20 protein-coding genes are annotated in these 26,064 nt (G+C 36.0%); 12 read left to right on the plus strand and 8 right to left on the minus strand.

Going from position 1 to position 26,064, the window contains the following annotated elements; genetic code table 11:
* The first annotated feature begins 103 nt into the window (after positions 1–103).
* Both addB and addA read left to right on the plus strand, forming a co-directional pair.
* A complete protein-coding gene (gene addB, locus FDO66_RS13380) occupies positions 104–3,592 on the plus strand; it encodes a helicase-exonuclease AddAB subunit AddB (protein ID WP_141433155.1) in 3,489 nt (1,162 codons plus the stop codon).
* Positions 3,585–7,352 carry a helicase-exonuclease AddAB subunit AddA gene (gene addA, locus FDO66_RS13385; RefSeq protein ID WP_141433156.1) on the plus strand — a complete coding sequence of 1,256 codons (3,768 nt, stop codon included), beginning with the start codon at positions 3,585–3,587 and terminating at the stop codon, positions 7,350–7,352. Before addB ends, addA begins: the two co-directional genes overlap by 8 nt.
* A gap of 46 nt (positions 7,353–7,398) precedes the next feature.
* On the opposite strand, the gene FDO66_RS13390 is transcribed toward addA, so the two are convergent.
* The 6 genes from FDO66_RS13390 to FDO66_RS13415 all read right to left on the minus strand — a co-directional run bounded on the left by FDO66_RS13390 (position 7,399) and on the right by FDO66_RS13415 (position 9,447).
* Positions 7,399–7,614 (minus strand): spore germination protein, encoded by a 216-nt coding sequence (locus FDO66_RS13390; RefSeq protein ID WP_141433157.1) that lies wholly within the window; start codon positions 7,612–7,614, stop codon positions 7,399–7,401.
* Between the two features lie 25 nt (positions 7,615–7,639).
* On the minus strand, positions 7,640–8,107 hold the full coding sequence (locus FDO66_RS13395; RefSeq protein ID WP_141433158.1) for a spore germination protein GerPE: 468 nt from the start codon (positions 8,105–8,107) through the stop codon (positions 7,640–7,642).
* Between the two features lie 4 nt (positions 8,108–8,111).
* Positions 8,112–8,291: a spore gernimation protein GerPD gene (locus FDO66_RS13400; RefSeq protein ID WP_141433159.1), complete on the minus strand. Its 180-nt coding sequence runs from the start codon at positions 8,289–8,291 to the stop codon at positions 8,112–8,114.
* A gap of 16 nt (positions 8,292–8,307) precedes the next feature.
* Positions 8,308–8,880, minus strand: coding sequence for a spore germination protein GerPC (gene gerPC, locus FDO66_RS13405; RefSeq protein ID WP_258535727.1), 573 nt, complete (start codon positions 8,878–8,880; stop codon positions 8,308–8,310).
* 102 nt (positions 8,881–8,982) lie between these two features.
* On the minus strand, positions 8,983–9,189 hold the full coding sequence (locus tag FDO66_RS13410; protein WP_141433183.1) for a spore germination protein GerPB: 207 nt from the start codon (positions 9,187–9,189) through the stop codon (positions 8,983–8,985).
* A gap of 36 nt (positions 9,190–9,225) precedes the next feature.
* Positions 9,226–9,447 carry a spore germination protein gene (locus FDO66_RS13415; protein ID WP_141433161.1) on the minus strand — a complete coding sequence of 74 codons (222 nt, stop codon included), beginning with the start codon at positions 9,445–9,447 and terminating at the stop codon, positions 9,226–9,228.
* 194 nt (positions 9,448–9,641) lie between these two features.
* Between FDO66_RS13415 and FDO66_RS13420 the strand changes: the two genes are divergently transcribed.
* The 8 genes from FDO66_RS13420 to FDO66_RS13455 all read left to right on the plus strand — a co-directional run bounded on the left by FDO66_RS13420 (position 9,642) and on the right by FDO66_RS13455 (position 19,477).
* Positions 9,642–10,556 carry a fumarylacetoacetate hydrolase family protein gene (locus tag FDO66_RS13420; RefSeq protein WP_141433162.1) on the plus strand — a complete coding sequence of 305 codons (915 nt, stop codon included), beginning with the start codon at positions 9,642–9,644 and terminating at the stop codon, positions 10,554–10,556.
* A 96-nt stretch (positions 10,557–10,652) separates the two neighbouring features.
* Positions 10,653–11,009 (plus strand): DUF1516 family protein, encoded by a 357-nt coding sequence (locus FDO66_RS13425; RefSeq protein WP_141433163.1) that lies wholly within the window; start codon positions 10,653–10,655, stop codon positions 11,007–11,009.
* A 51-nt stretch (positions 11,010–11,060) separates the two neighbouring features.
* Positions 11,061–14,054 (plus strand): bifunctional diguanylate cyclase/phosphodiesterase, encoded by a 2,994-nt coding sequence (locus FDO66_RS13430; protein WP_258535728.1) that lies wholly within the window; start codon positions 11,061–11,063, stop codon positions 14,052–14,054.
* 446 nt (positions 14,055–14,500) lie between these two features.
* On the plus strand, positions 14,501–15,376 hold the full coding sequence (locus FDO66_RS13435) for a sensor histidine kinase (protein WP_258535729.1): 876 nt from the start codon (positions 14,501–14,503) through the stop codon (positions 15,374–15,376).
* Entirely contained in the window at positions 15,369–16,007 is a 639-nt protein-coding gene (locus FDO66_RS13440; RefSeq protein ID WP_141433164.1) for a response regulator transcription factor, read from the plus strand. Before FDO66_RS13435 ends, FDO66_RS13440 begins: the two co-directional genes overlap by 8 nt.
* Before the next feature lie 173 nt (positions 16,008–16,180).
* Positions 16,181–17,113: an ABC transporter ATP-binding protein gene (locus FDO66_RS13445; RefSeq protein WP_141433165.1), complete on the plus strand. Its 933-nt coding sequence runs from the start codon at positions 16,181–16,183 to the stop codon at positions 17,111–17,113.
* 10 nt (positions 17,114–17,123) lie between these two features.
* Entirely contained in the window at positions 17,124–18,389 is a 1,266-nt protein-coding gene (locus tag FDO66_RS13450) for an ABC transporter permease (RefSeq protein ID WP_141433166.1), read from the plus strand.
* Positions 18,386–19,477 carry an ABC transporter permease gene (locus tag FDO66_RS13455; protein ID WP_141433167.1) on the plus strand — a complete coding sequence of 364 codons (1,092 nt, stop codon included), beginning with the start codon at positions 18,386–18,388 and terminating at the stop codon, positions 19,475–19,477. Before FDO66_RS13450 ends, FDO66_RS13455 begins: the two co-directional genes overlap by 4 nt.
* Positions 19,478–19,544: 67 nt before the next feature.
* On the opposite strand, the gene FDO66_RS13460 is transcribed toward FDO66_RS13455, so the two are convergent.
* Complete coding sequence (locus FDO66_RS13460) at positions 19,545–20,108, minus strand: DUF2777 domain-containing protein (RefSeq protein WP_141433168.1); 564 nt, start codon at positions 20,106–20,108, stop codon at positions 19,545–19,547.
* 384 nt (positions 20,109–20,492) lie between these two features.
* Here FDO66_RS13460 and asnB point away from each other — a divergent pair, with 384 nt between their 5' ends.
* Positions 20,493–22,340, plus strand: coding sequence for an asparagine synthase (glutamine-hydrolyzing) (gene asnB / locus FDO66_RS13465; RefSeq protein ID WP_141433169.1), 1,848 nt, complete (start codon positions 20,493–20,495; stop codon positions 22,338–22,340).
* A gap of 108 nt (positions 22,341–22,448) precedes the next feature.
* Here the strand turns inward: asnB and FDO66_RS13470 are convergent, their stop codons facing one another.
* Complete coding sequence (locus FDO66_RS13470) at positions 22,449–24,248, minus strand: alpha-glycosidase (protein ID WP_141433170.1); 1,800 nt, start codon at positions 24,246–24,248, stop codon at positions 22,449–22,451.
* 258 nt (positions 24,249–24,506) lie between these two features.
* Between FDO66_RS13470 and FDO66_RS13475 the strand changes: the two genes are divergently transcribed.
* Positions 24,507–25,874: an alpha-amylase family glycosyl hydrolase gene (locus tag FDO66_RS13475; protein ID WP_258535730.1), complete on the plus strand. Its 1,368-nt coding sequence runs from the start codon at positions 24,507–24,509 to the stop codon at positions 25,872–25,874.
* Positions 25,875–26,064 lie beyond the last annotated feature (190 nt).

Raw genomic sequence — 26,064 nt, forward strand, 5'->3', positions numbered from 1 at the left:
ATATAAAAGCTTTATTGATTTTAGGATCAAGAGTATTCAAAAGCAAACAAATGTTCTATAATAGAAGAACAAATTTTATTTTAAATCAGCAAGGAGGGACAAAATGACGGTACGTTTCATCATTGGTCGATCTGGAAGTGGAAAAACGACCTTTTGTCTAAATGAAATTCGTTCGAGTTTATTTAACAGCCCAGAAGGAGATCCGATTATTTATTTAGTTCCAGATCAAATGACTTTTTTATCTGAGTATCAATTAATAAAAACTCCAGACTTAGGCGGAATGATTCGTGCACAGGTGTATTCCTTTACTCGCTTTGCCTGGAGAATTTTGCAGGAAGCTGGGGGAATTAGCCGTTATCATTTAAATAGTGTTGGGATCAGCATGCTTATCCGGAAAATTATCGAGGATAAAAAAGAGGAGCTAAAGCTTTTTCAAAAAGCGGCTGACAAAAATGGCTTTATTCAGCAAATGGAACAGATGCTGACCGAATTTAAACGATATTGTGTGAGACCAGAGGAATTAAATGACAAGGGATCACAGTTTGCATCTAAGGAGAAAAATATCTCATTAGCAGACAAGCTGCACGATTTAGAGCTTATCTATCGCAGCTTTGAAGAAGGCTTATCAGATAAATATATTGATTCAGAGGACTACTTTCGTTTATTTGCAGAGAAAGCTCCTTTATCAAATGATTTAAAAAGAGCAGAAATTTATATTGATGGCTTTTACAACTTTACACCACAAGAATATGTCATGATCGATCAGCTCATGAAAAACTGTAAAAATGTAACGATTACGTTCACATTAGATCAGCCATTTAAAAACCATCCGCCTGATGAGCTCCATTTATTCAGAATGAATGGAGAAAATTATCAAACACTTTATGAAATGGCGAGAGCGAATGGAGTTACCATAGAGGAAATAAATCTAGAGGCACAAAAGAGATGGCAAGATGAATCACTTAAGTATCTTGAAGTTCATTTTGATTCTCGTCCTGCGATTGCTTTTAAGGGAGAGACATCGATTTATCTTGGACAAGCTGTTAATCGCCGTGCAGAGCTAGAAGGAATTGCTAGGAAAATAAAAGAGCTTGTTCGTTCACAAAAATATCGATACAGAGATTTTGCTTTATTAATGAGAAATGGACATGAATATTCTGATATAATTGAGACCATTTTTGGAGATTATGATCTTCCTTACTATATTGACCAAAAACGGACGATGCTTAACCATCCATTTGTTGAGCTGATTCGTTCAACTCTTGAAATATTGAATTCGAATTGGAGATATGAGCCAATTTTTCGTTCCGTAAAAACGGAACTATTATTCCCGCTCACTGAAAATCCTAGTAAAGTGCGCGAGCAAATGGATCGGCTTGAAAACTATGTTTTGGCATACGGTATTCAAGGAGATAAATGGACGAGAAAAAATCGCTGGACGTATCGTAGATTCCGAGGGTTAGAGCTTGCAAATATCGTACAGACCGATCGTGAAAAAGAGATAGAGCAGGAGCTAAATGAATTACGGCTCATGATTAGCGCTCCTATTCTCCGCTTGTCCCGCCGACTTAAAAAAGCAGAAACAGGGAGAATGCTCTGTGAAGCTCTTTATCTATATCTAGAAGAGCTGGAAATTCCAGCAAAGCTTGAACGCTGGAAAAATGAAGAGGAGGAAATAGGGAATCTAGTCAAAGGACGAGAACATGATCAAGCATGGAATGCGATTATGGAACTACTGGATCAATTTGTAGAGATGCTTGGAGAAGAAAAGATATCTCTTAAACAGTTTTCTGCTATTTTAGATGCTGGATTCGAAACGCTGCATTTTTCACTTGTTCCACCAGCCATAGATCAAATCATTATTGCCGATTTGGACAAGTCAAGACTTACTGAAGTAAAAGCTGCCTTTATGATTGGGCTAAATGAAGGAGTTCTTCCTGCAAAATTTTCGGAGGAAGGAATTTTAGCGGATGACGATCGTGAAAAGCTTATGCAATTCGGTTTGAAGATTGCTCCAAGCAGCAAAATTCGAATGCTTGACGAGGAGTTTCTGGCTTATAAAGCGTTCACCACCCCTTCAGAATCTTTATATATAAGCTATCCATTAGCAGATAATGAAGGGAAGGCGTTGCTCCCATCTCCATTCATTAAAAGAATGAAGGAATTATTTCCTTTAAGTATAGAAGAGTTTTATTTGACAGATCCTGCAGAATTAGGAGAAGAAGATCAGCTCAGCTTTGCCGCTAATCGAAAAACAAGTCTGTCTTACTTAACTTCACAGCTGCAGCTGCAAAAAAAGGGCTATCCAGTTCAAGCTCTTTGGTGGGATGTGTATCATTATTACTTAGAACATGATGAGTGGAGACCTTTCGTAAAAAAAGTGCTTTCAAGCTTGTATTATCAAAATGGAACAAAGAATTTATCGAAGGAAACGGCGCGTGAGTTATACGGAGATACGATTCAGGCCAGCGTTTCAAGAATGGAACTATTCCAAAGCTGCCCTTTCTCTCATTTTGCAGGTCACGGTTTGAAGTTAAGGGAGCGGCAGATTTTTCGTTTAGAAGCTCCAGATATAGGAGAATTATTCCATGCAGCTTTAACATTTATTGCCGAGACAGTTCTGCAGCAAAATCAAGATTGGTCAAAGCTGACGAAAGACCAATGCGAAATGTTAGCGAAGGAAGCAGTGGAATTACTAGCTCCAAAGCTGCAAAATGAGATATTGCTCAGCTCCAATCGACATCATTATATAAAAAGAAAGCTTGAGCAAATCATTACGAGAGCATCCGTCATTTTAAGTGAACAAGCTAAGTTAAGCGGTTTTTCTCCGATAGGGCTTGAGCTTGGATTTGGTCCTAGAGGGAAGCTTCCACCTCTCTCCTTTAAGTTAAAGAATGGGACAAAAATGGAGTTAATAGGGAGAATTGATCGAGTAGATAAAGCACAGGAAGGCAACGAAGCACTGCTTCGAATCATTGACTATAAATCAAGTGAAAAGGATTTAAATTTAGGAGAGGTCTACTATGGACTTTCCTTGCAAATGCTTACTTATTTAGATATTGTTATCACTCATTCAGAAGCTTTAATTGGCACTAAAGCAGATCCGGCTGGTGTGTTATATTTTCATGTCCATAATCCAATGATTCAATCAAAAAAAATCCTTACGTTAGATGAAATTGAGCAAGAAATCATGAAAAAATTTAAAATGAACGGTCTCTTACTTGCAGATGAACAAGTGATTCGATTAATGGATCAATCCATTGAGTCGGGTGATTCAAAAATTATACCAGCTGGAATTAAAAAGGACGGGACATTATCCAAGCGCTCTAAAGTAGCAAGCAGGCAAGAATTTAATGAATTAAGGCATTTTGTTAGAAAGATGTATAAAAAAACTGGAAATGAAATTGTAGATGGAAAAGTTGATATTTCCCCATATAAACTTAAGGATAAAACGCCATGTGGTTTTTGTTCCTATAAATCGGTTTGTCAATTTGATCAATCTATTGAAGCGAATGACTATCGATTATTAATTCCGTATTCAAAGGATGAAGCGATGGATTTCATACAAAGTGAGGTGGACAACGATGAGTGAAATGAAAATTCCTCAAAAACCGAAGGATGTATCTTGGACACATGATCAGTGGAAAGCGATTATGGCCAAAGGACAGGATATTTTAGTGGCAGCTGCAGCAGGATCTGGAAAAACAGCTGTCCTAGTAGAAAGAATGATTACAAGAATTTTAAGTGATCCTTCTTTTCATGTGGATGAATGGCTAGTCGTGACGTTTACAAATGCCTCTGCTGCTGAAATGCGTCATCGAATTGGCGAGGCGCTTGAAAAAGCAATTAAAGAAAATCCATCCTCTCAGCATTTAAGGAAGCAGCTTACCTTATTAAATCGTGCGTCCATTTCGACGCTTCATTCCTTTTGCTTAGAGGTCATTAGAAAATATTATTATTTAATTGACATAGATCCGGGATTTCGAATAGCGGATGCAACGGAAGCACAGCTGTTAAGAGATGAAGCGATGGATGAAATCTTTGAAGAGGAATATGGCAAGGAGGGAAATGGTCGTTTTTTTGATCTTGTCGATACCTTTACAAATGACCGATCGGATGTAGCTTTGCAGGACATTGTTCAAAAGCTTTACGATTTTTCTCAATCACACCCTGACCCTGTTTCTTATTTGCAATCCATCATCAATATGTATGATGTAAGGGAAGATGCACCGATCGATGCGCTCCCTTTTATTGATGCGCTACTAGAGGATGTGGAGCTGCAGCTTGAAGGAGCAAAGGAACTGCTTGAAAATGGACTAGATATAACAAGGCAGCCATTTGGACCTGCACCAAGAGAAGAGAACTTCTTAAGTGATATTCAAATTGTCGATACATTATTGCAAGCAAAGCAGGATTCTTGGTCTACTCTTTATGAAGCCATGCAGGTTTGGTCGTTTGCAAGAGCAAAGACATGTCGAGGAGACCAGTTTGATAAAGTTTTAATCGACCAAGCCCAAAAGAAAAGGGAGAAAGCAAAATATATCATAAAAAGCATTCAAGAAGAGCTTTTCTCTAGACGACCAGAGAGCTTTATGAAAGATATGCGAGAAATGAAAGAGAATATAGAGACACTAGTGCAGCTAGTTCAATCTTTTGCCAATCGCTTTCAGGAAATGAAAACAGAGAAGGGTTTGGTTGATTTTGCAGACTTGGAGCATTTGTGCCTTCAAATATTAATGGATCAAACGACAAATAAACAAGAAGGACCCGTTCCATCTGACGCAGCACTTTCCTATCGTGCTCAATTTAAGGAAGTATTAGTTGATGAATACCAGGACGTAAACATGGTTCAGGAGTATATTCTTCAGCTTGTTACAAAGGGTGAAGGAAAAAACGGTAATTTATTCATGGTTGGTGACGTAAAACAGTCGATCTATCGTTTTCGTCTAGCCGAGCCTAAGCTGTTTTTAGGAAAATATCATCAATTTACACACGATGGAGAAGTCTCAGGGTTAAAAATTGACCTTGCGCGAAATTTCCGCAGCCGGAAAGAAATATTATATGGGACGAACTATATATTTAAGCAAATTATGGGCGTGAAAATAGGTGAGATTGAATATGATGCAAGTGCTGAACTTGTTCCTGGTGCATCTTATCCTGAAAATGTGAAGGAGCCTGTTGAATTAATCCTCATTGATCATGATACAAATGGGCTAGATCGAGAAGAAGCTGAAGAAGATGATTCTATTGAATACGATCCAATCGAATTGGAGCAGTCAGTACTCGAAGCAAGGTGGATGGCACAGAAAGTAAAGGAGCTTATTTCAAGCAGGGCCTCCGTTTATCAAGCAAAGACTAAAACGAGCCGCCCCATTATGTATCGTGATATCGTTATTTTATTACGTTCGATGACTTGGGCACCGCAAATCATAGAGGAATTTAAGCAGCAAGGGATTCCAATTTACGCGAACCTTTCAACAGGATATTTTGAAGCTTCAGAGATATCCACGATGATGGCGCTTCTCAAGGTAATCGATAACCCGTATCAGGATATTCCACTAGCTGCAGTTCTTCGTTCTCCCATAATTGGCTTAAACGAGGAAGAATTAGCAAACTTGCGCATTCATCATAAAAATGGTTCTTTTTATGAAGCTTTAACCTCTTATGGAGAAAAAGGTGATGATTCAGCAGAGCTTTATGAAAAATTAACCATGTTTTATCACAGCTTAAAAGGATGGCGTTCACAAGCTCGAAAAGGATTTCTTTCTGAATTAATATGGCAGCTTTACCGGGATACCCATTTCTATGATTTTGTCGGTGGCCTGCCAGGCGGAAAGCAGCGACAAGCGAACCTAAGAGCTCTATATGATCGTGCTCGTCAATATGAAACAACCTCCTTTCGAGGATTGTTCCGTTTTTTGCGATTTATTGAAAGAATGCGCGAAAGAGGAGATGACTTAGGAGCTGCAAGAGCGCTTGGAGAGCAGGAGGATGTTGTTCGTATTATGACGATTCACAGCAGTAAAGGACTTGAGTTTCCTGCTGTTTTTATTGCGGGATTAGGTCGGAGCTTTAATATGATGGATATGAGAAAATCGTATTTATTTGATAAAGAATGGGGCTTTGCAACAAGATATGTAAATTCGAAAAACCGAGTAACTTTACCGTCTCTCCCACAGCTTGCATTAAAAAGAAAGAAAAAGCTCGAGATGCTTGCAGAAGAAATGCGTATTTTATATGTTGCTTTAACAAGAGCAAAAGAAAAGCTGTTTTTAATAGGATCTGTCAAAAAAGCTGAAAAAATGATTCAACAATGGGAATCTGAACTTGATAACCCTAAATGGCTGCTTAAAGAATATGAAAGAGCAAGTGCTTCCACCTATCTAGATTGGATCGGCCCTGCTTTAATTAGGCATGAGGATTCCGAGAAGCTTCGTTTGGAGGGTAAAGGCATATACGGACTTCCAGCAGATATTACGAAGCATCCATCCTCTTGGGATATTCAAATCATCCCTGCAAACGAGATCTCTTCTAACGATCAACTAGAACAAAATGAAACTGAAGACTATTTGAAGTATGTGTACAATGGAGAAAAAGTACCAATTGAATCAAAGTATAAAGATACCATTTATCAACAGCTTTCTTGGGAGTATCGTTTTCAAGCAGCAGAAACACATCGGTCGAAGCAATCGGTTTCTGAGATGAAGAGACAGAGAGAGGTTACGGATGAAAATAGTGGTGCAGAGTTAATATCAACCTTTAGCAAACCGTTTTTTAACAGACCAAAATTTATGCAGGCGAAAAAGCTGACCCCTGCTGAAAAAGGAACAGCGATGCATTTGGTCATGCAGCATCTAGATGTAAAAAAACCGTTAACAGTGGACCATATTCAGGATCAGTTAGATGAGCTTATTTCAAAAGAGCTCTTAACAGAGGAGCAGAGAATGGTGATAGATCCAACAGTAATCATTGAGTTCTTCGATTCAGAAATAGGAAAAAGATTAATGAATGCTAAGAAAATAGATAAAGAAATTCCGTTTAGTTTTTCCTATCCAGCAAGCAAAGCTTATTCTGATTGGAGGGGGGAGGAAGAAGCAGTATTAATTCAAGGGATTGTTGATTGCTTCTTTGAAGATGAGAAAGGAACCGTGCTTTTAGATTATAAAACGGATACCATTACAGGTCGATACAAGGGTGGTTTTACTGAAGCACAGAGGATTCTTGAGTCAAAATATCGTGTGCAAATGGATTTATATGCTGAAGCGATTGAAAACATAACCAAACGAAAAGTAGACGAATGCTATTTATTTTTCTTTGATGGATCTCATTTACTACCATTAACGAGAGTTTAAAGATGAAGTGCCAGTAAACTTCCTGATTAGAAGTTCTGGCACTTCATTAGTTATTTCCTATAGTAGGCTGATCGATAAGACTAGTATCAATATTATTTACAATACTCAACCCATTATTTGTTATGATAAAGGCTCCCGTGTTTCCAGATCCAGATCCATGGGCTGATTTTGAATTGCTTTTTGGTGAGATAAAAAGAGAGTCGCCGAACTGAACAGTTCCACTGGCATTAACAATTTGGACAGGCCCTACAAATGCTGGCATACCATACCCCCTTTACATAGTTATCTTACATATATCGGTTAGAAGAATATGAATCTACTGTTGTGTACTCTTCTTTGCTAATGTAATTGCCTAACGGAACGGAAGGATTATCCCGCTGTATATTTTCTGAATGGTCCATATGTCTAATATGCTTCACTCTAGATTCCATATAGATATGCTGACTACTGCCAATATGAAAGATAGATGAGGCTGCTATTCCGATAATAGCTATATCATGAACTTTAATTAGTGGTTTTCGATTTTCAAATTGTAGTGAGATATTTTCACTAATTGGAAGGAGAGGAATCCTTTTTGTAAAGATTGGATAGTCAGAGAAGTCCCCCTCTTTTCCAAAAAATAATTCTTTTTCTCTTTGGACAGCTAAAGCTTTAGATGCTCCTTGCAGGAATGTCGAATCTCCAATTTGAATAATAGAGGATAAGGATACTGTACTGACATGAAAATGATCCACTACAGAGGTTCTCTGCAGCATTTCTTTATCCTTCTGGTGAAAGTGGAACAAATGGACCGATAATAAGCGACTCAGGGGGAGTGTCAAAAATTGACGCTAATTGAATCGATTGTGTATCTCCTATCATAAAAAGGGAAGAACTTGATACACCAAGGATCCTAATGGTTCCGACCTGTAAATCTCGGTTATATACTTGAAAATTCATTGATTCTTCATTCCTTTCATTGATGAGGCATTTGACTAATAAAAGTAATTATCCCATTTTTGATGTCCATTTTTAGTTGATTGATCATTGTTTCAATTTTTTCATTTAATGGATATTGCTTTAAGTAATGTTCGATTCGTTGAGGAAGCTGTTTTTTTATATCTTCCTTAATGAATGTTAGCAATGAGTCATCTATTGTTCGATTTGTTTTCATTTGGATATCAGTTACGATGGTTGGCAATTCTGATTCAAGAAATTGATAAATGGCCTCTTCAATTTCCATTTCTATGTTCATTCTTTCCTTTGGTGAAAGAGGCGTTTTAACATCTTGATTGTTAACAGCAAACTCGTCAATATTTTGCAGATCAGATGGGTTTAAACCAATATTTAATGTTCCGTCTAAAGATTCCACTTTAAGCTGGTCAAATTTATATTCAATTTTATCCACATGGATAGAAGGCTTTTCTTTAATTTTCATTAGTTCTTTCTTTAATTCATTAATAGTTCTCTCAAGACTGCGTATTCTTTTTTCCTGTTCCTGAAGAAAAGCATTTACACTTTGTATATATTGTTGAAGCTGTTGGTTCAACCAAACCACCTCGTTTAAAACATAAAAATGAAAAGATATAAACGTTCTAAAGTTAGTCATGAATTATCCATTAAATTATTTTTAATTTTGGTGTGTCTAAGATCATGATTGGAAAGGGACTGCAGGTGTTATCGTCGTCGTTTGCGGCTGCATGATTGCTGGGGCAGGTTCTTTAAACCCTCCTGTGTTATACAAGAAAGAGGCTGGTTTTATGATTCCAGCACTGCCAATTTGCAATACAGAAGAATTAGAAATCCCTCCAATTTTTATCATATTTATGCAAATCGTTTGTTGAATATAATAATTCAAATTCTTCACCTGCTTCCTCTTAGTTTTTCTACTTTTTTACATATTAAATAAAATGCCTTGATCAAAATTATCTCTATCATCTGTGTTGGTTGTGCTTTTGTAGCTGGTCACATTTAGCCCATCTCCAGTGTTAAAGGAACCGCCACCTGAAAAAGTTTTTGCGCTAGAAATGGGTGCAATTTTATACACATCTCCAATATTAAACACAGCACTGCTTCCGATGGATATTACTTGAGCCACTCCGACAATAGCTGGCATAATCAACACCCTTTGTATGAGTTCTAATAGTATGGTATGTTTAATTGGGTGGAGTGTGATTAGAAAGCCCAAATTTATTGAGTCGATGTATGAACGATTCCTTGTTAAAAGCACAAAAAACCGTACGAATAGAAAAAGGATTTCTTAAAGATATACAGAATGTTAATAATGAAAGAAAACAAAGGGGTGTTTTTATGAAATTTGTGACAGCAAAAAGTGAGGATCAGACTTTCGTGGGTTTAGCAGACGAGAGTGGCAAAAAGATTCTTCCTTTAGGGATGGCAGAAGAAAGAAAATCAGGGGAAAATTCGATTCCATCTTCAATGATTGAATGTATTGAACTAGGTGATGCATTTTTAACGAAAGTGGAAGAATTGCTGCAATGGATCGAACAAGAGGGACTTGAGGAAGAGCTTTATTTGTCTATTGAATCTGTTAAATTACTCGCACCTATTCCAAGACCGCTTAAAAATATTTTTTGTGTCGGCAAAAACTATGCAGAACATGCAGTAGAGCTAAGAAACTTAGGAACGGGAGATATCCCGGAGCATATTCTAATTTTTACGAAAGCTCCAACAACGGTTATTGGGCCAAACGAGGCAGCATTGCTTCATCCGAATGCAACAGAAAAGCTTGACTACGAAGGTGAGCTTGCCATTGTTATCGGAAAAAAAGGAACAGCTATTCCTAAAGAGGAAGCTTTCGATTATGTATTCGGTTATACGATCATCGATGATATTACAGCTCGAGATTTACAAGTACAACATAAGCAATTCTTTATCGGGAAAAGCTTGGATGCTTCATGTCCAATGGGCCCTTGGATCGTCCATAAATCTTGCATAGAAAATCCGCATCAATTACATATTCAAACAAAGGTGAATGGGGAAGTTAGACAGGATTCAAATTCAAAAAAATTTATGTTTCCAATTGATGAAATCATATCTGTTCTTTCAAAAGGAATGACGTTAGAACCAGGGGATATTATTGCGACAGGAACACCAGCTGGTGTAGGACATGCTTTTAATCCTCCAAAATATTTAAAAGATGGAGACGTGATCGAAATAACAGTTGAAGGAATCGGTACTCTCGTTCATACGATGAAAAATTAAACGACTAAAACGTAACGAGGTTTACATCGTTTATAGATAGGTAATCTGGCTGAGTGTATAATGATGTGGAAGAAATCAGAGAAGGGGTTTATTTAAATGACACATGCTCATATTACGACTTGGGTAATATCCTTAATCTTATTTTTCGTCGTGCTAGGACTAGGCAAGAGCGGAAAAGAAAAAGGAAAAAAAATTGTTCACATGATTTTGCGCTTGTTTTATTTGTTCATCATTGCAACAGGAGTAATTCTTCTCTTGAGCATTTCTAGTATTAGTTTTCTATATGTTTTGAAATCACTTGTTGGTCTCTGGATCATTGCTATACTGGAAATGATTTTAGTTCGAGGAGGAAAGAAAAAACAAACGAGTATTTTTTGGGTACAATTTGTAATTGCTCTCCTGCTCGTTTTTTATTTAGGATTTAAGCTTCCATTAGGCTTTTTGTTTTTCTGATGCATGATAAATTTAAAAATATGGTAAAAAACTACCACCTTGGTAGTTTTTTTGTTACAAAAACCTTCTAAATATGGTATTTTAAAAGAAGATAGTGATGACTATTTTACTAATAATGGTGATGAAATGGCAAAGACCTTCTCTTATCTGTATAAAAATAATAGACACCTTAGATCCTTTATTGAGAAACATCAATTGTATCAGTATTCTACTATTTTAGTGCAAGTATTTTCAGATTGTATGGACAAGGCAAGAATTCTTTCCTTGCAAGCTGTTATTAAAGAGCAGTTGCCATCAGCACATATGATTGGGTGCACGACTGCTGGACAGATACATAATGGAAAAATCAAAGATAAAGAAATCATGATGTCATTTACGATTTTTAAGAAAGTAGAAATAGAATCCTGTTTGATAGAAATAGAGGCTTATGGAAATAGTTTTCAAATTGGAAAAAGATTAGGAGAGTCTCTATCTTCCTTAGATACAAAAGCATTTATCTTATTTCCAACACGTCATCAAATAGACACCCAGTCTTTGCTGGATGGAATTTATCAAGTGAATCCTAACCTTTTGTTAGCAGGGGGAGTAGCTGGAGAAAATGAGCTTGGAGAGTCATTTGTGTTTACAAACAATTCGATAACGACACATGGGGTAGCAGCAGTGGCTCTGAATGGAGAGAACCTCTTTTCTCAATTAAATACGGATTTTAGATGGCAAGAAATTGGAAAGAGCTTTCGAGTAACAAAGTGTAATGAGAATATTATTTATGCCATAGATAATAAAAAACCTCTTACCTTGTTGAAATACTACTTTGGAGAGCGATTTGTAAAGGGTCTACCTCTTTCTGGTAATGAATTTCCATTGCTCGTTCATCAGAAAGGGAAAAAAAATTCCGCATTTATCATTAATATCTTGAAAAATGGTGCGATTGAACTTAATCGTCAAATTCATGTTGGAGAGCAGTTAACATTTGGCTATGCAAATTTCGAAGAAGTTGTTCAATCCTCGTACATAAATATTCGCAAGCTTTCACAAAAGCCGGTAGACACTGTTTTTGCATATAATTGCATGGCTAGAAAAAAGACGATTAAACAATTGACAGAAAATGAGTTAGCGGCCATCAATCAAATTGCTTCAGTGAACGGTTTCTTTTCATATGGAGAAATTTCAGGAATGAAAATGAAAAGGCCACAGCTTTTGGGCTATACTCTTTCCGGTCTTGTGATATCAGAATGGGATCATATGGAGCAAGAAAACAAAATGATATCGACCTTTCAATACGATTTTCCTGATTATTTTCATACGATTTTGGCTCTTACCCATTTTATGAAGGCGTCAAAAAATGATATAGAAGTGTTAGATGAAAACAGAAAAGTATCAGAGCAATACTACCGATCATTATTTAATAATAATACGGATATTGTCTACTCGACCAATTTACAAGGACTTTTTACAAGTGTGAATGCCCATTTTGAGAAGACTTTTTCCATTAAAGAAAAAGAGATAATAGGAACATCCTCACTAGAATTTGTAAAGAATAATGATGTGTCAAGGGTTAAAAGGCATTTTTATAAAACCATAACAGGAAAAGAACAATATTATCATATTCAAACTGAATTGGAATCAGGAGAGATCAGGTATTTTCAAATAAAGAATATTCCTATTACACTAAACGAAGAGATTGTTGGGGTTTACGGAATTGGTCGAGATATCACAGAGCAAAAGATAATGGAAGAAAAAATGATAAAGCTAGCTTATTATGATGCTCATACGGGTTTGCCAAATCGATTGAAATTAACAGAGATATTAGAAGAAATGCTAAAAAGAGCCAAGAAGAAAAAACGATTACTAGCAGTTAGTATCATTGCAATTAATCGATTTCATTTAATTAATGATACATTTGGACATGATGAAGGAGATAATATATTAAAGGAATTGGCTGCAAGAATACGAGCCGATCTTCCAAAAGGTGTTTATTTTGGTCATTTTGGAAGCGATCATTTTGCTTTGGTCATAACAAAGGATGTAGAAAGAAAAAATATTGCTCAAATATTAAACTCTGTCCTCCAAAATTGTTCAAAGCCAATTATGTGTCGACATAAGGAGATGTTTTTAACAGCCAGCGTAGGCGTTAGCATATTTCCTCGAGATGGAGAGGACGTAAAACTTTTGTTTAAAAACGCTGATATCGCCAAAAATTATTCAAAGAATCAAGGCGGAAATCAATTCACCTATTTTTCTGTTGATATGAACGATGATGCGTTAAAAAAGCTTGAACTGGAAAGTCAATTAAGAAAGGCTCTTGCTTTACAGGAGTTTGAGCTGAATTATCAGCCACAACTAGACTTAATTAGCGGGAATATTACTGGATGTGAGGCATTAATACGTTGGCAGCACCCTACTCTGGGCCTTATTTCACCTGATCAATTTATTCCATTAGCGGAAGAAACAGATTTAATTAGTCAAATAGGGAACTGGGTATTAAGAACAGCTTGTCATCAAAACAAGCAGTGGCAATTAGCTGGCTTGGGGATGCTGTCAATAGGGGTAAATGTTTCTGCGTTTCAGTTTCAGGAGCCAGGATTTATTGACCAAGTTAAAAAAATTCTTAATGAGACACACCTAGAGGCAAAATATTTAACCTTAGAGCTAACAGAAAGTACCATGGTTCAAAATATTGAATATAATATTTCAGTTATGAAAGCATTGCAGGAGTTGGGTGTAAAAGTTGCGATTGACGACTTTGGGACAGGCTATTCTTCTTTAAGCTATCTAAAGAATCTTCCTATAGATATTTTGAAAATTGATCGATCTTTTATTCAAAATCTTCATATTGACCCCTCTGACATGGCGATTGTCAATGCCATCGTGATGATGGGGCATGGATTATCCTTGAAAATTGTTGCGGAAGGAGTAGAAACAAAGCCGCAAATAGAACTATTAAAGGGTTTAAGATGTCATTATGCACAAGGATACTATATACATCGTCCACTCTCTAGGGAACAATTTGAACTTGATTTCATAAAAAAATGGAGCATGATATAAGGTGTAACTTCAATCAGTGGTGGGTTCCGATGTACAGAGATAGAAATGTCATGCTGCATGTTTCAGCAGCATATATTAAAGGATAAAATCTAGCCAAATAATAGAGGTTGAAATCTTTTTCAAAGGCAAAGAAGTATTTCAACCTCTATAAAAATGTGTTGAAAATTTATAAAACAATATTGATGATAAAGCTAAGGTGAGTCAGCTTGATTTCTTTTTATTTTCGATTTGCTTTTTTACTCTCCCTGTGGATAGCAGGGATCCTGTTACACAAACAACCCCAATGGATTTTTATTAGCCTATTGTTTGGAAGTGCTTTATCCATTGCTCTATATTTTTTCATACCGATCGTAAAGAATAAAATATATTTATTCTCGAGCCTTATACTTATCGCTTTGTTTTTCTCTTTATACATAGGTACTCAAACAACATGGCTGTTTATTTTAATGGTTTTATTTTATTTATTTGAGGCAGCTTTTCAAATTCAACCACGTTTTTTTAACATCTTACTTATTTTAACCAGCACTATTGGCTGTGCAGTTTCTCTTTTTCAAATTGGATTGAATTCGTCGATTGTCTTTTCTTTTTTTATCTGGGTTTTAGCAGCATTTATTTTTTATCAATACAATGAGCTTTATAAACAATCTAAGGAACAAAAAGAGATTTACGAAGGTGTTCTTGATGATTACAGACGATTAAAAAGACAAGCTCTTTCAGATGAAAAGGCAGCAAGAGTGGAAGAAAGAGCGAGAATCGCAAGAGAGATGCATGATTCGGTTGGTCATATGCTTACAGCTTTGTTAATGCATATTGAAGTAATGATAATCAAAGAAAAGAGCGAGTCCCTTATAGTAATAAAGGAAATGATCAGCGAATGTTTAGAAGAAACAAGGAGAGCGGTTAGAGCTCTGCAAACAAAGGACATTGAGGGTATTTCATCTGTCATTTATTTAATTCGCAAGCTGGAAAGTGAGAGCCATTTGAAAGTACATTTTACAACGAAGCAAGGGGTATTAGGAGCCTCTTTATCTAATCAACAAAGTGTAGCTCTCTATCGAGTGATACAAGAAGGATTAACGAATGCCATGAAGCATGGTAGCTCTCGAGAGGTTTATGTCATATTAGGTATTTCTCCAATTGGGCATGTGACTTTTACCATGAAAAATTCAAACGTTGCAAGCAAACGAATTCATGAGGGATTTGGCTTGAAAAGCATGAGAGAGCGCCTTAATGAGGTTGGCGGAAAGTTTCAATTTATACAGACTGAAAAGGATTTTATCCTAGAGGGTTCCATACCCGTAGAGGAGGATAAAAATGATTAGGATATTGCTTGTTGAGGATCAAAGCATCGTTAGACAAGGACTAAAAATGATTATTGAGCAAGATCAACAATTAAAAGTGGTTGGAGAAGCAGAAAATGGTCTAGAGGCCATAAAGCGATTGGAACATCAGCATGTCGATATAATATTAATGGATATACGTATGCCCATAATGAATGGTATAGAAGCTACTCATAAAATTAAACAACGATGGCCCTTTATGAAAATACTTATTTTAACAACATTTAATGACGAAGAATATGCTATCAATACGTTAAAAGAAGGGGCAAGCGGGTTTTTATTAAAAACATCTGATGGTCCTAAGCTGATTCATTCAATTAAAAGCTGTTTAGATGGAGGAATAGCCATTCATGATCAAGTTGCTGCGAAGGTTATGCCAAAGCTTCTTGATAAGCCAATTGAAAAGGAGAAATCCACCTCCATCCCATTAACACCAAGAGAGATAACCATTACGAGGCTTATTGGCCAAGGGAAAACGAATAAAGAGATTTCGAGTGAATTATTTTTGTCGATTGGAACAGTAAAAAATCACATTACACAAATATTGCTTAAATTGGAATTAAGAGATCGAACGCAATTGGCCATTTTTGCAGTGAAAAATGACCTATATTAAATTGGAGGAGGCTATGAAAAAACATAGTCTCCTTATTATTTGGTATTTGATAAGAAGTTCCTGATATGAAAGATCATATGACTGAGGTCATAGAGTGAAAGCAAAGTTATGACTGTAGATTATAGTGGTTTAAGCAAAGTAAGAGTATTCTAACAATGTAGGAGGGAGATAACATGCTAGAAATCATAGATATTTCAAAAGAATTTAAAAATATTAAGGCAGTCGACCGGATAAATCTTTATTTAGAGCAAGGGGAAACGATCGGACTTTTAGGGCCAAATGGCGCTGGAAAATCAACAACCATTTCACTTATCTCATCATTAATAAAACCGACAAGCGGAGATATTCGAATGAATAATGGCAGCATATTGAAAGCTCCTGAAAAGCTTCGTCGAATACTTGGCGTTGTACCACAAGAAATTGCTCTTTATATGGAGCTAACAGCGAGAGAAAACTTGCAATTTTTTGGGAAAATGCATCGTATTCCGAAGAACCAATTAACGAAACGTGTCGATGAAGTAATTGAAATTATTGGTCTGAAGGACAGAGAAAAAGATCTTGTGAAAACATTTTCGGGAGGGATGAAGCGCCGTCTAAATATTGGAGTAGCTCTGCTTCATGAACCGGATATTATCATCATGGACGAACCAACTGTCGGCATCGATCCTCAGTCAAGAAACTATATATTAGAAACAGTAAAAAAGTTAAATAAAGAAAAAAATATGACCGTGCTGTACACCAGTCATTACATGGAAGAGGTCGAGTATTTATGTGACAGAATTTATATTATGGATCATGGAAAAATCATTGCTTCTGGGACGAAGGAGGAAATCAAGAGCATTCTTTCTAGTGAACAATCGATTGTCGTTAAAGTTGATATGTTAAAAGGTTCGTTTATTCAAGCTTTAGAAAAAAATCCAAGTATCAAAAATATTTCCGTACAGGAGCCTCTCGTTACCATAATTGTTCCTAAGCAAGTCTTTATTTTAAAGGATATTTTTAAAGCATCTGAAGAAACTGGCACAAACATTGTTTCGGTAAACATTGAAACCCCTTCACTCGAAGATGTATTCTTGCATCTTACTGGAAGACAATTAAGGGATTAGGTGAAGAAATATGATTAGTCAATTAATCAAAAAAGACTTGCTAATGTTTTGGAGAAGGCCGAAAGAATTAATCATTTTGCTCCTTATGCCTTTCGTGCTTATTTCAATATTAGGGACTGCTCTAGGGACACTTGAGGGAGATCAATCAAATATTCATATTAAACTTGCTGTTATTCAAAAGGACAATATGAAGATAGCACATGAGGAGATGGAAAAAGAAATAAATAATTTACCTTTCCCCAATGAGCAAAAAGAGCAATTACTATTATCCTCAAATAGCTTTCAACCAGTGAAAATTTTACTAGAGGATTTTTTACAAAATCCAGAGCTAAATGAGAATATTCAATTGGACTTTATTCATGAACATCAGCTTTCAAAAAAGGAACAAAAAAAGTATAGTGGGATTCTCGAAATTCCAGCTGATTTTACACTAGGCTTTTATCGATATGCTTTTATGAATGAAGGAAAGCCGCCACAGTTGAAGCTGACTTTAAATGATTCAAAAGAACTTGAAGGGAAGATACTAACGGATCTAATAACGACCTTTCAGGAAAAAATCAGCTTGTTTACCTCTGTTCATTCTATAGGGGTTGATGCACAAAAACTGCAGGAGTCTATCCCAAAAGAAATTGGAAAAATCAATTCGATATCTGAGAAAAAAATGATTAATTCGGTTTCTTATTTTACTGTTGGAATGTGTGTCATGTTTATTTTTTATGTAGCTTCAACCTCAGCGGAGTTTGCGTTTTTACAAATACAAAATCATGTTTATTCTAGAATTATTTTAGCAAATGTACCTATCATCGCTTTTTTCATCGGTATTTTCATTTCAACAATGCTGATGACTTTTTTACAGATCAATATTTTATTTGGATTATCCGCCCTTATTTTCAAGGTTTATTTTCCGAATATTGGCTATTTTCTTCTAGTGTCAGCAGCATTAAGCTTCATGATTGGAAGCTTTTCTTTATTGATCTCTTCCATGTGCTATCGCCTAAAATCAGAAAGTATTAATAAATTATTTGTAGCTTTTCTAGTTCCGATCCTTGCTTTTATAGGAGGCAGTTTTTTTCCAATCTCTCAACTGGGAAGAGAATTTGAAAAATTAGGGAATTACTCGCCGGGAGGAGCAGGAATCTTAGCTTATTTAAAGCTTATGCAAGGCTATTCTATTCAAGATGTTTCAGCTCAAATAATGTCTATCTTCATTGTTTCTGGAGTATTTATTATTCTCTCTTATTTAATTCAAATGAAAAAAGCAGGTGTACGCATATGATGGGAATTCTTTGGGGGAAATATCGACAATTTGTTCGAAAACCAGCTGCCATTATTATTTCAACGATTATTTGTATGGGTTTTGCTTATATAACAGGAAAAGCAAGCTATTCCAAAATAGAAGTTCCCGTATTTAGCTCATTATCTCAAACAGAAATAAAGCCTTTGCTGCACGAACTAAGTAAAGGGGATTCCTTCATATTTAAGGTTTATACAGAAAAAGAGGTAAAGGATAAGGTAGCAGAAGGGAAAGCAGATGCAGGGATCGATCTAGAAGAGAAGGACTATGTTCTTTATCGAACAGGAGAAACAAAAAATCTACCATTGATAAAGCGTCATGTTGAACGTTTCTACGAAAGCAAATTTGAAAAAGAATCAATCATAAGGATGGCAAATGATCCGCTGCAAGCAGAAGTAAAGCTAAAACAAATAAAAGAACAGCCGTTATTCAATTTGTCTATTCAAAGCTTTCACAATCAAGACCAGTTTAAATATAATCCAGCACTTCAATCCCTATTTGGCTTTACTCTGTTTTTTTCTATCTATACGGTAGCTTTTACAGTTGTTGAGATTTTACGTGATAAGCAGAATGGAATATGGGATCGGCTAATATTATCTCCATCTTCTAAATTTAGTATTTATACCGGGAATTTGTTGTATAGCTTTATTATTGGATTTATTCAAATTGCTTTTATATTTACTGTTTTTCGTTTTGGGGCAGGCATAGATTTTAATGGTGCATTTTTAAAGGCGCTGATCATGCTCATTCCCTACCTCTTTTCGATCGTGGCACTCTCAATCTTTATTACAGGGATTGTGAAAACAACAAGCCAATTTAATGCGATTATTCCATTAATTTCCGTCAGCTTTGCCATGCTTGGAGGAGCGTATTGGCCCATCGAAATCGTAACATCGAAGCCGCTTCTATGGATATCTAAGTTTGTTCCTATCACATATGGAATGGAATTGTTAAAAGGAGCCGTAATAACAAACTCCTCTATGTTAGAGCTGTTATATCCGATCGCGATTCTTTTATTGATGGGTGTTATATTAATGGGAATTGGCATACGTCTAATAGAAAGAAGATAGGCAGAAAAAAGGTGACAGGTTCCTTATTTCAGTTTGTTCCTGTCACCTAAATTTGTGGAATTAAACGTTATCTGGAGATTTTCTCAATAACAATTCTTCTCCCAGTATTTAAAGTAAATTCAAAGCGGTCATTTTGTTTTTCATAATAGCAGAAATGGTGTTGAACATTGCAAATGGATTCTTCATTATCAAATACCATAAAATTTACGCCTATTTTTTGTTTAGCGTCATTTGTAAAGGCTAAATGATTATAACAATAGAGGCAATCATAAATGGAAAATTTCATTGAATTTAAGCTTGTAATAAATTGATAGAAAGCGTCATCATTCAGTTCCTCAAGTAATCTTTCTAAGGAAAAGATTAAATGCTTCCGAACTTTAATCATATCGTTCTCTTTCAAAAAAATGACTTCATCTGATAGTTGTAATTTTCCATTTTCATACAAAACTCCTTTTTTCCAGCGTTTATAACGCTGTACTTCGATTTCTTGAAAAAGAAATTGACTTAACAAGGAAGATTCCTCTGTTTCATCATTGTAAAATACCCATTCATTATTAATAAATTCGATGGAGCCAACTGTAAAGGCTCGATTTTGATTTTCAATTAGTTTTGTCCTTTGGTGTTTATTCATATGGAACCTCCAATTATATTCCCTTAAAAGCTGTTCAAAAAGTCCGGGAAAAATAGCTCTCGAATTTCTACGTCAGCTTGCTTTTCCGTTCCTCACGTATTTAAATAGAGGATCTTCAACTAAAAAACGCTCACGTCCTGTGAGCAACGTTGAAGTCACCACATCCTGTGGAAGTCCGGTACTCAAAGCTTCGCTTCCTAGAACTTCTCGGCTCTTTTTGTCCTCCTTTTTGAACCCTTTTCTTAACATTCTTTTTTTCCAGATTGGTCCCTTTTTATAACTGAACGTTAGGACAAATAACCATTTTCATTCCTATGCATACAATATCAGCATGTCAGTTAGTCGTATCTAATCAACAGTTCCGCGAGAGAAAGGATGAATGGAATGTGTGGAATAACAGGTTGGATTGATTTTAAGAAGGATATGCGGAAGGAAGCAGAAGCAGTTGAGAAAATGGCGGAAACACTTTCTAAAAGAGGACCAGATGATACCAATATTTGGACCGATGTCCATGTTGCCTTTGGCCATAAACGATTGATCGTCGTAGATCCTTTATGTGGAGTACAGCCAATGACAAAAACAAAGCAAATCTATCATTATACGATTTGTTATAATGGTGAACTCTATAATACGGATGAATTAAGAAAAGAACTTCTACTAAAAGGATATTCTTTTAACGGTCATTCTGATACAGAAGTTCTTCTTGCAACCTATATGGAATGGGGAGAAAAGTGCGTTGATTTTTTAAATGGAATTTTCGCATTTGCTGTATGGGATGAAAAAAAGGATCAGTTATTTGTCGCGAGAGATCGCTTGGGAGTAAAGCCGTTATTTTATAAAGAAGTAAAAAACGGAATTATTTTTGGATCAGAGATTAAAGCCATTCTAAAGCAGCCGGATGTTCGAGCAGAAATAGATCGTGATGGTTTAGCTGATCTATTTGCTCTTGGCCCATCTAGAACACCAGGGTTTGGAGTATTCAAAGGAATAAAAGAGCTAAGACCCGGTCATGCACTTGCATTTTCAAAAAACGGTTTGAAAATATGGAGATATTGGAATGTAAAAAGTGAAGCACATCACGATAGTTTAGAAGAAACGATTGAAAAGGTAAGATTTTTGCTGAACGATGCTGTTACTAGACAGCTTGTTTCAGATGTTCCATTATGTACTTTTTTATCTGGTGGCGTGGATTCTAGCGCCATTACAGCGATTGCTTCATCCTCCTTTCAAAAAGAGGGGAAGGGTGCGCTGCATACTTATTCAATCGATTATGAAGGAAATGATCTTTATTTTAAAAAGAGTGAATTCCAGCCAAATTCAGATGGGGTTTATATAAAAAAAATGACGGATACATTTCAAACCCTTCATCATAATTGTGTAATTACGCAGGATGTATTAGCTGAATACTTAATTGAGGCCGTTCATGTACGTGATCTTCCTGGAATGGCAGATGTCGACTCTTCTTTACTTTGGTTTTGTCGTCAAATAAGGAAGGACTTTATTGTTAGTTTATCAGGAGAATGTGCGGATGAAATCTTTGGTGGTTATCCATGGTTTCATCGGGTAGAAGATGTTAGCAGAAGTGGTTTTCCATGGATGCGATCAATTAAAGAACGCCAAGGACTGCTAAAAGAGGATTGGCAAAAAAAATTAAATCTTGAGGACTATATGATGGGAAAATTCCAGCAAACGATTGCTGAAACACCACGTTTAGAGGGGGAATCAGAGCTGGAGACTAAGAGGAGAGAATTGTTTTATTTAAATCAAATTTGGTTTATGACGACTCTTTTAGATCGGAAGGACCGAATGAGTATGGGAGCTAGCATTGAAGTCCGTGTTCCGTTTGCTGATCATCGTCTCGTCGAGTACGTATGGAACATCCCATGGGAAATGAAAATGTATGGGAATCGGGAAAAAGGAATATTACGAAAAGCATTAGAAGGCATACTTCCAGACGAAATTCTTTACAGGAAAAAAAGCCCTTATCCAAAAACGCATCATCCCTCCTATACAAAAACGGTTCAGAATTTACTAAAAGAAATCCTCGCCAAAAAAAGCTCTGTTCTGCATGAATTTTTTGATCTGAAGACGTTACAAAAAATTGTGGATACAGAAGGAGCCTCATTTAAAGAGCCGTGGTTTGGCCAACTAATGACTGGACCGCAGCTGCTTGCCCATCTTGCTCAAGTCCATATTTGGTTTGAGGACTATCGGATTAATATAGTAGATTAACTAATACCATGAGGTGATTATTCCTCATGGTATTTAAGTATTTGTCTAGCTCCGACGTACAGGATGTACGAGTGAACAGTACGTGACACACTTAATCGGCCACTTTTCTTAGTTTGGAAATACTAGGATCGCAGCATCATACGGCTTTAACATTATACATAATTGTTCAGCCTCTAATGCATACTCTTTCTCATTCAGCATATTGACGATTTTTCGGCTTTTTAATGGATAAGGAAGTGAATATTTTGTTTTTTGATCTGATGGATTTAAGATTACGAGTGCCCTTTTCTCAGTGTTAAATTTAGTAAAGGCAACACAAGGATTCTCTTCCGTTGATTCAAGAAACATAAAGGTGCCATCATTTGCTAGTAGAGGTTCTTTTTTACGTATCTCAATTAACTTTTTAAAATAGCTCATAAGCTCAAGCTGTTCTTTTGTATGATTCCAAGGCATACATTTCCGACAGTCTGGATCCATTTCCCCTGTTAACCCCAATTCATCTCCATAGTAAATGCAAGGCGTCCCAATAAACGTCAGCATAAAAGTATAAATTAATTTCACTTTTTCCTTATGATGATTGCATTGATTGATAATTCTTGGTGTATCATGACTGCCAACTAAGTTAAAATTAGTCCCATTAACGGTTAATGGATATTGCTGAATCACGTGTGTCATATTTTCAATAAATTGCTTTGAATTCATATAGCCTTTCCCAAAAAAATTGATGACATTTGTGGAGAAAGGGTAATTCATAACAGCATCAAATTGATCGCCTCTAAGCCAAGGCATTGCATCATGCCATACTTCTCCGAGAATATAGATATCTGGTTTTATTTCTTTTACAGCTGTACGAAAATCTCTCCAAAATTGATGGTCAATTTCATTTGCTACATCTAGCCTCCAGCCGTCAATATTAAATTCTTTTACCCAATAACGCCCAACCTCCAATAAATAACTCTTTACCTTCGGGTTTTGCGTATTGAGTTTAGGCATTGTTTCAACAAAACCAAAGGTCGAGTAATTCGGTCGATCTCCCCCTTGGAGAGGAAATTCGGTCGCATAAAACCAATCAGCATACTCAGAAGCCTTTCCTTTTCGAAGAACATCCTTAAAAGGAGCAAAATGAAGGCCGCTATGATTAAAAACAGCATCCAACATCACTTTTATTCCATTTTCATGACATTGATCTACTAATTTTTTAAAGGTTGCTTTATCTCCAAATTGAGGGTCAATTTCAAAATAATCCATTGTATCGTATTTATGATTTGAGTATGCTTTAAAAATAGGCGTAAAATAGATCCCAGTAATGCCAAGCTCAACTAAGTAGTCGAGATGATCCATAATCCCTTGGAAGTCTCCGCCAAAGAAATTTGTTGGACTTGGAGGTTCACTATCCCAAGCTAACGTTTTTTCAGGATTAATTGAATCATCTCCGTTTGCAAATCGTTCTGGGAAAATCTGATACCAAATCGTATTTTTCACCCAATCAGGTGAACGAAATACTTCAGTGGCATGCAAATAAGGAAAGCAAAAGTAATAGCCAGGATCCTGTGGTGGATCTTGGAAAAATCCTTTTTCTGTATAAACCATTTGTTCATTATCTTTATATAAAATAAATCCGTAGCGAAGCCTTTTAAAAGGTGGCGTTACGGAAATAAGCCAGTAATCAAAAAAGTAGTCTGATCCATTCTTACTCATCGTGTCCTGATGGTAAACCCAATGATTCTCGCTCCATTCATATTGGTCTCCATGTAAGAGAGCTACGGAAGTAACATCATTTTTCTTCGTTTTTAAACGTATGTGAAGTGTATGTTGATCTATTGGATAAGCAAAATTATCGGTTGGTCGGTGATATACTGCAGGAAGCTCAAACACATTATTGGCTCCTTTCAATGCAATCGATTGCATTATCTGATACTTTTAGAAGTAAAGAATATATCTCACTCGATTTAGAAAAGCACTTACGTCGATGATCAAGGCGCTTGCGCTTTTCTTACAAAGTTAGCAAATATTTATCTATCGTTCAAGAGTGAATAGCTTAAAAAAGAAAAAATTTTTCCGAAAATTCTTATATTAATTGACGTTAAATGGAAGAAAACGCTAATCTTAAGAAAGATAGACACTAGTATTTCCAAAAATCATTTTTTTATGAGGAGAAATGAAAAATTGGGAAAAAAGTTTATGTATATTCTAATTTTATATATTTTCCTTCACGCTTTTCCTCTAAAAGCTAGTGGGGATGACCATCATCAAAGCCAATGGCAGGAAGGATCTATTTACTTTATCATGATTGATCGTTTTAATAATGGTGATTTTACAAATGATGAGAAAGTAAGGATGAATGATCCGCTAGCTTATCATGGAGGGGATTTTGAAGGAATCATAAAGCAACTAGACTATCTGAAAAAAATGGGATTCACTATGATATGGCTGTCTCCTATTTTTGCTTACACAGAAGAATATCATGGTTATTCAAGCACAGACCCTTTTGAAATTAATCAACATTTTGGTTCCTTGGATACATTTAAAGCATTAGTAAAAGAAGCACATCAAAGAGATTTAAAGGTTATCGTAGATCTTTCTACAAACATGTTAGAAGAAAATGGAGTCTCTGAGAATCAATTCACGAAAGCTGCACAATGGTGGATAAAAGAAACCGATATTGATGGTTATGGGATTCCAAATATAAAAATAGCATCAACAAAATTTTGGAATACACTCTCTTCTAATGTTAAAAAACAAAAAGAAAATTTTATCCTGTTTGGAGATGACCCAAATTCTGATGATCATAAAAACACAGGCATCGATTTATTTTTAAATAATCACGACTATAAAGAAGTAAGAAAAGCTTTCTCTAAGCCTGACCAATCAATTTCTATTTACGATCAACCATTCCATCAATGGTCCATTCAGTTTTTGGACAATCGGAAAACGAACCGATTTACAATGGATGCTGTTATGCACAACCAAAACCCAGGAACGAGGTGGAAAATTGCCCTTACTTATTTATATACGATTCCTGGTGTACCTCTTGTTTATTATGGAAGTGAGATTGCCCTAAATGGTGGAGAACCACCCGATAATGATCAGCAAATGGATTTCAGAACAGATAACAATATTATTGAGTTCCTAACTAAGCTTGGGATAATTCGAAATCAACATCCATCTTTACGAAGAGGCAGTATAGAGATAATAGCTGAAAAGAATGGATTTGCCGTTTATAAACGAACTTATGGAAAAGAGACAACGGTCATTGCAATTAATAATACAAGTAAGACAAAAAGCGTAGCAATTTCCTCCGATGTCTTGTATCAAAACAAAGAGCTTAGAGGGCTACTTGGAGGAGATTTGGTCCGAGAGAAAAACAATCAGTTTAAAATAGTAATAGACCGAGAGGAAACTGAAATTTATTTGTTGGCTAATAAAACAGGATTAAACATGGCTTACTTAAGTGTTATGGGTATTGTATATGGTGTGTTCCTACTTTTTATTATCATATTATGGAAAAGATCAAGGAAAAAGAGAATGGCCTAAACGGTTAATCCCCACTTTAACGGGCAGTAAGACCCCGCTGATTGAAGTTTCACTTTATGTTATATTAATATGAATAGAATAGTTAAGCAGAAGAAAGGAGCTATCAACAGCTGGTATAAAACCATAACAAATCGTAACAGTTGGTTTGTTGTGGAGGGTTGATTGCTCTCAAGCTTAAGTGAGTGTAGTC

It is taken from the genome of Bacillus sp. 03113, from assembly GCF_006546985.1.
In the GTDB taxonomy this organism is placed as follows: Bacteria; Bacillota; Bacilli; order Bacillales; family Cytobacillaceae; genus VATK01.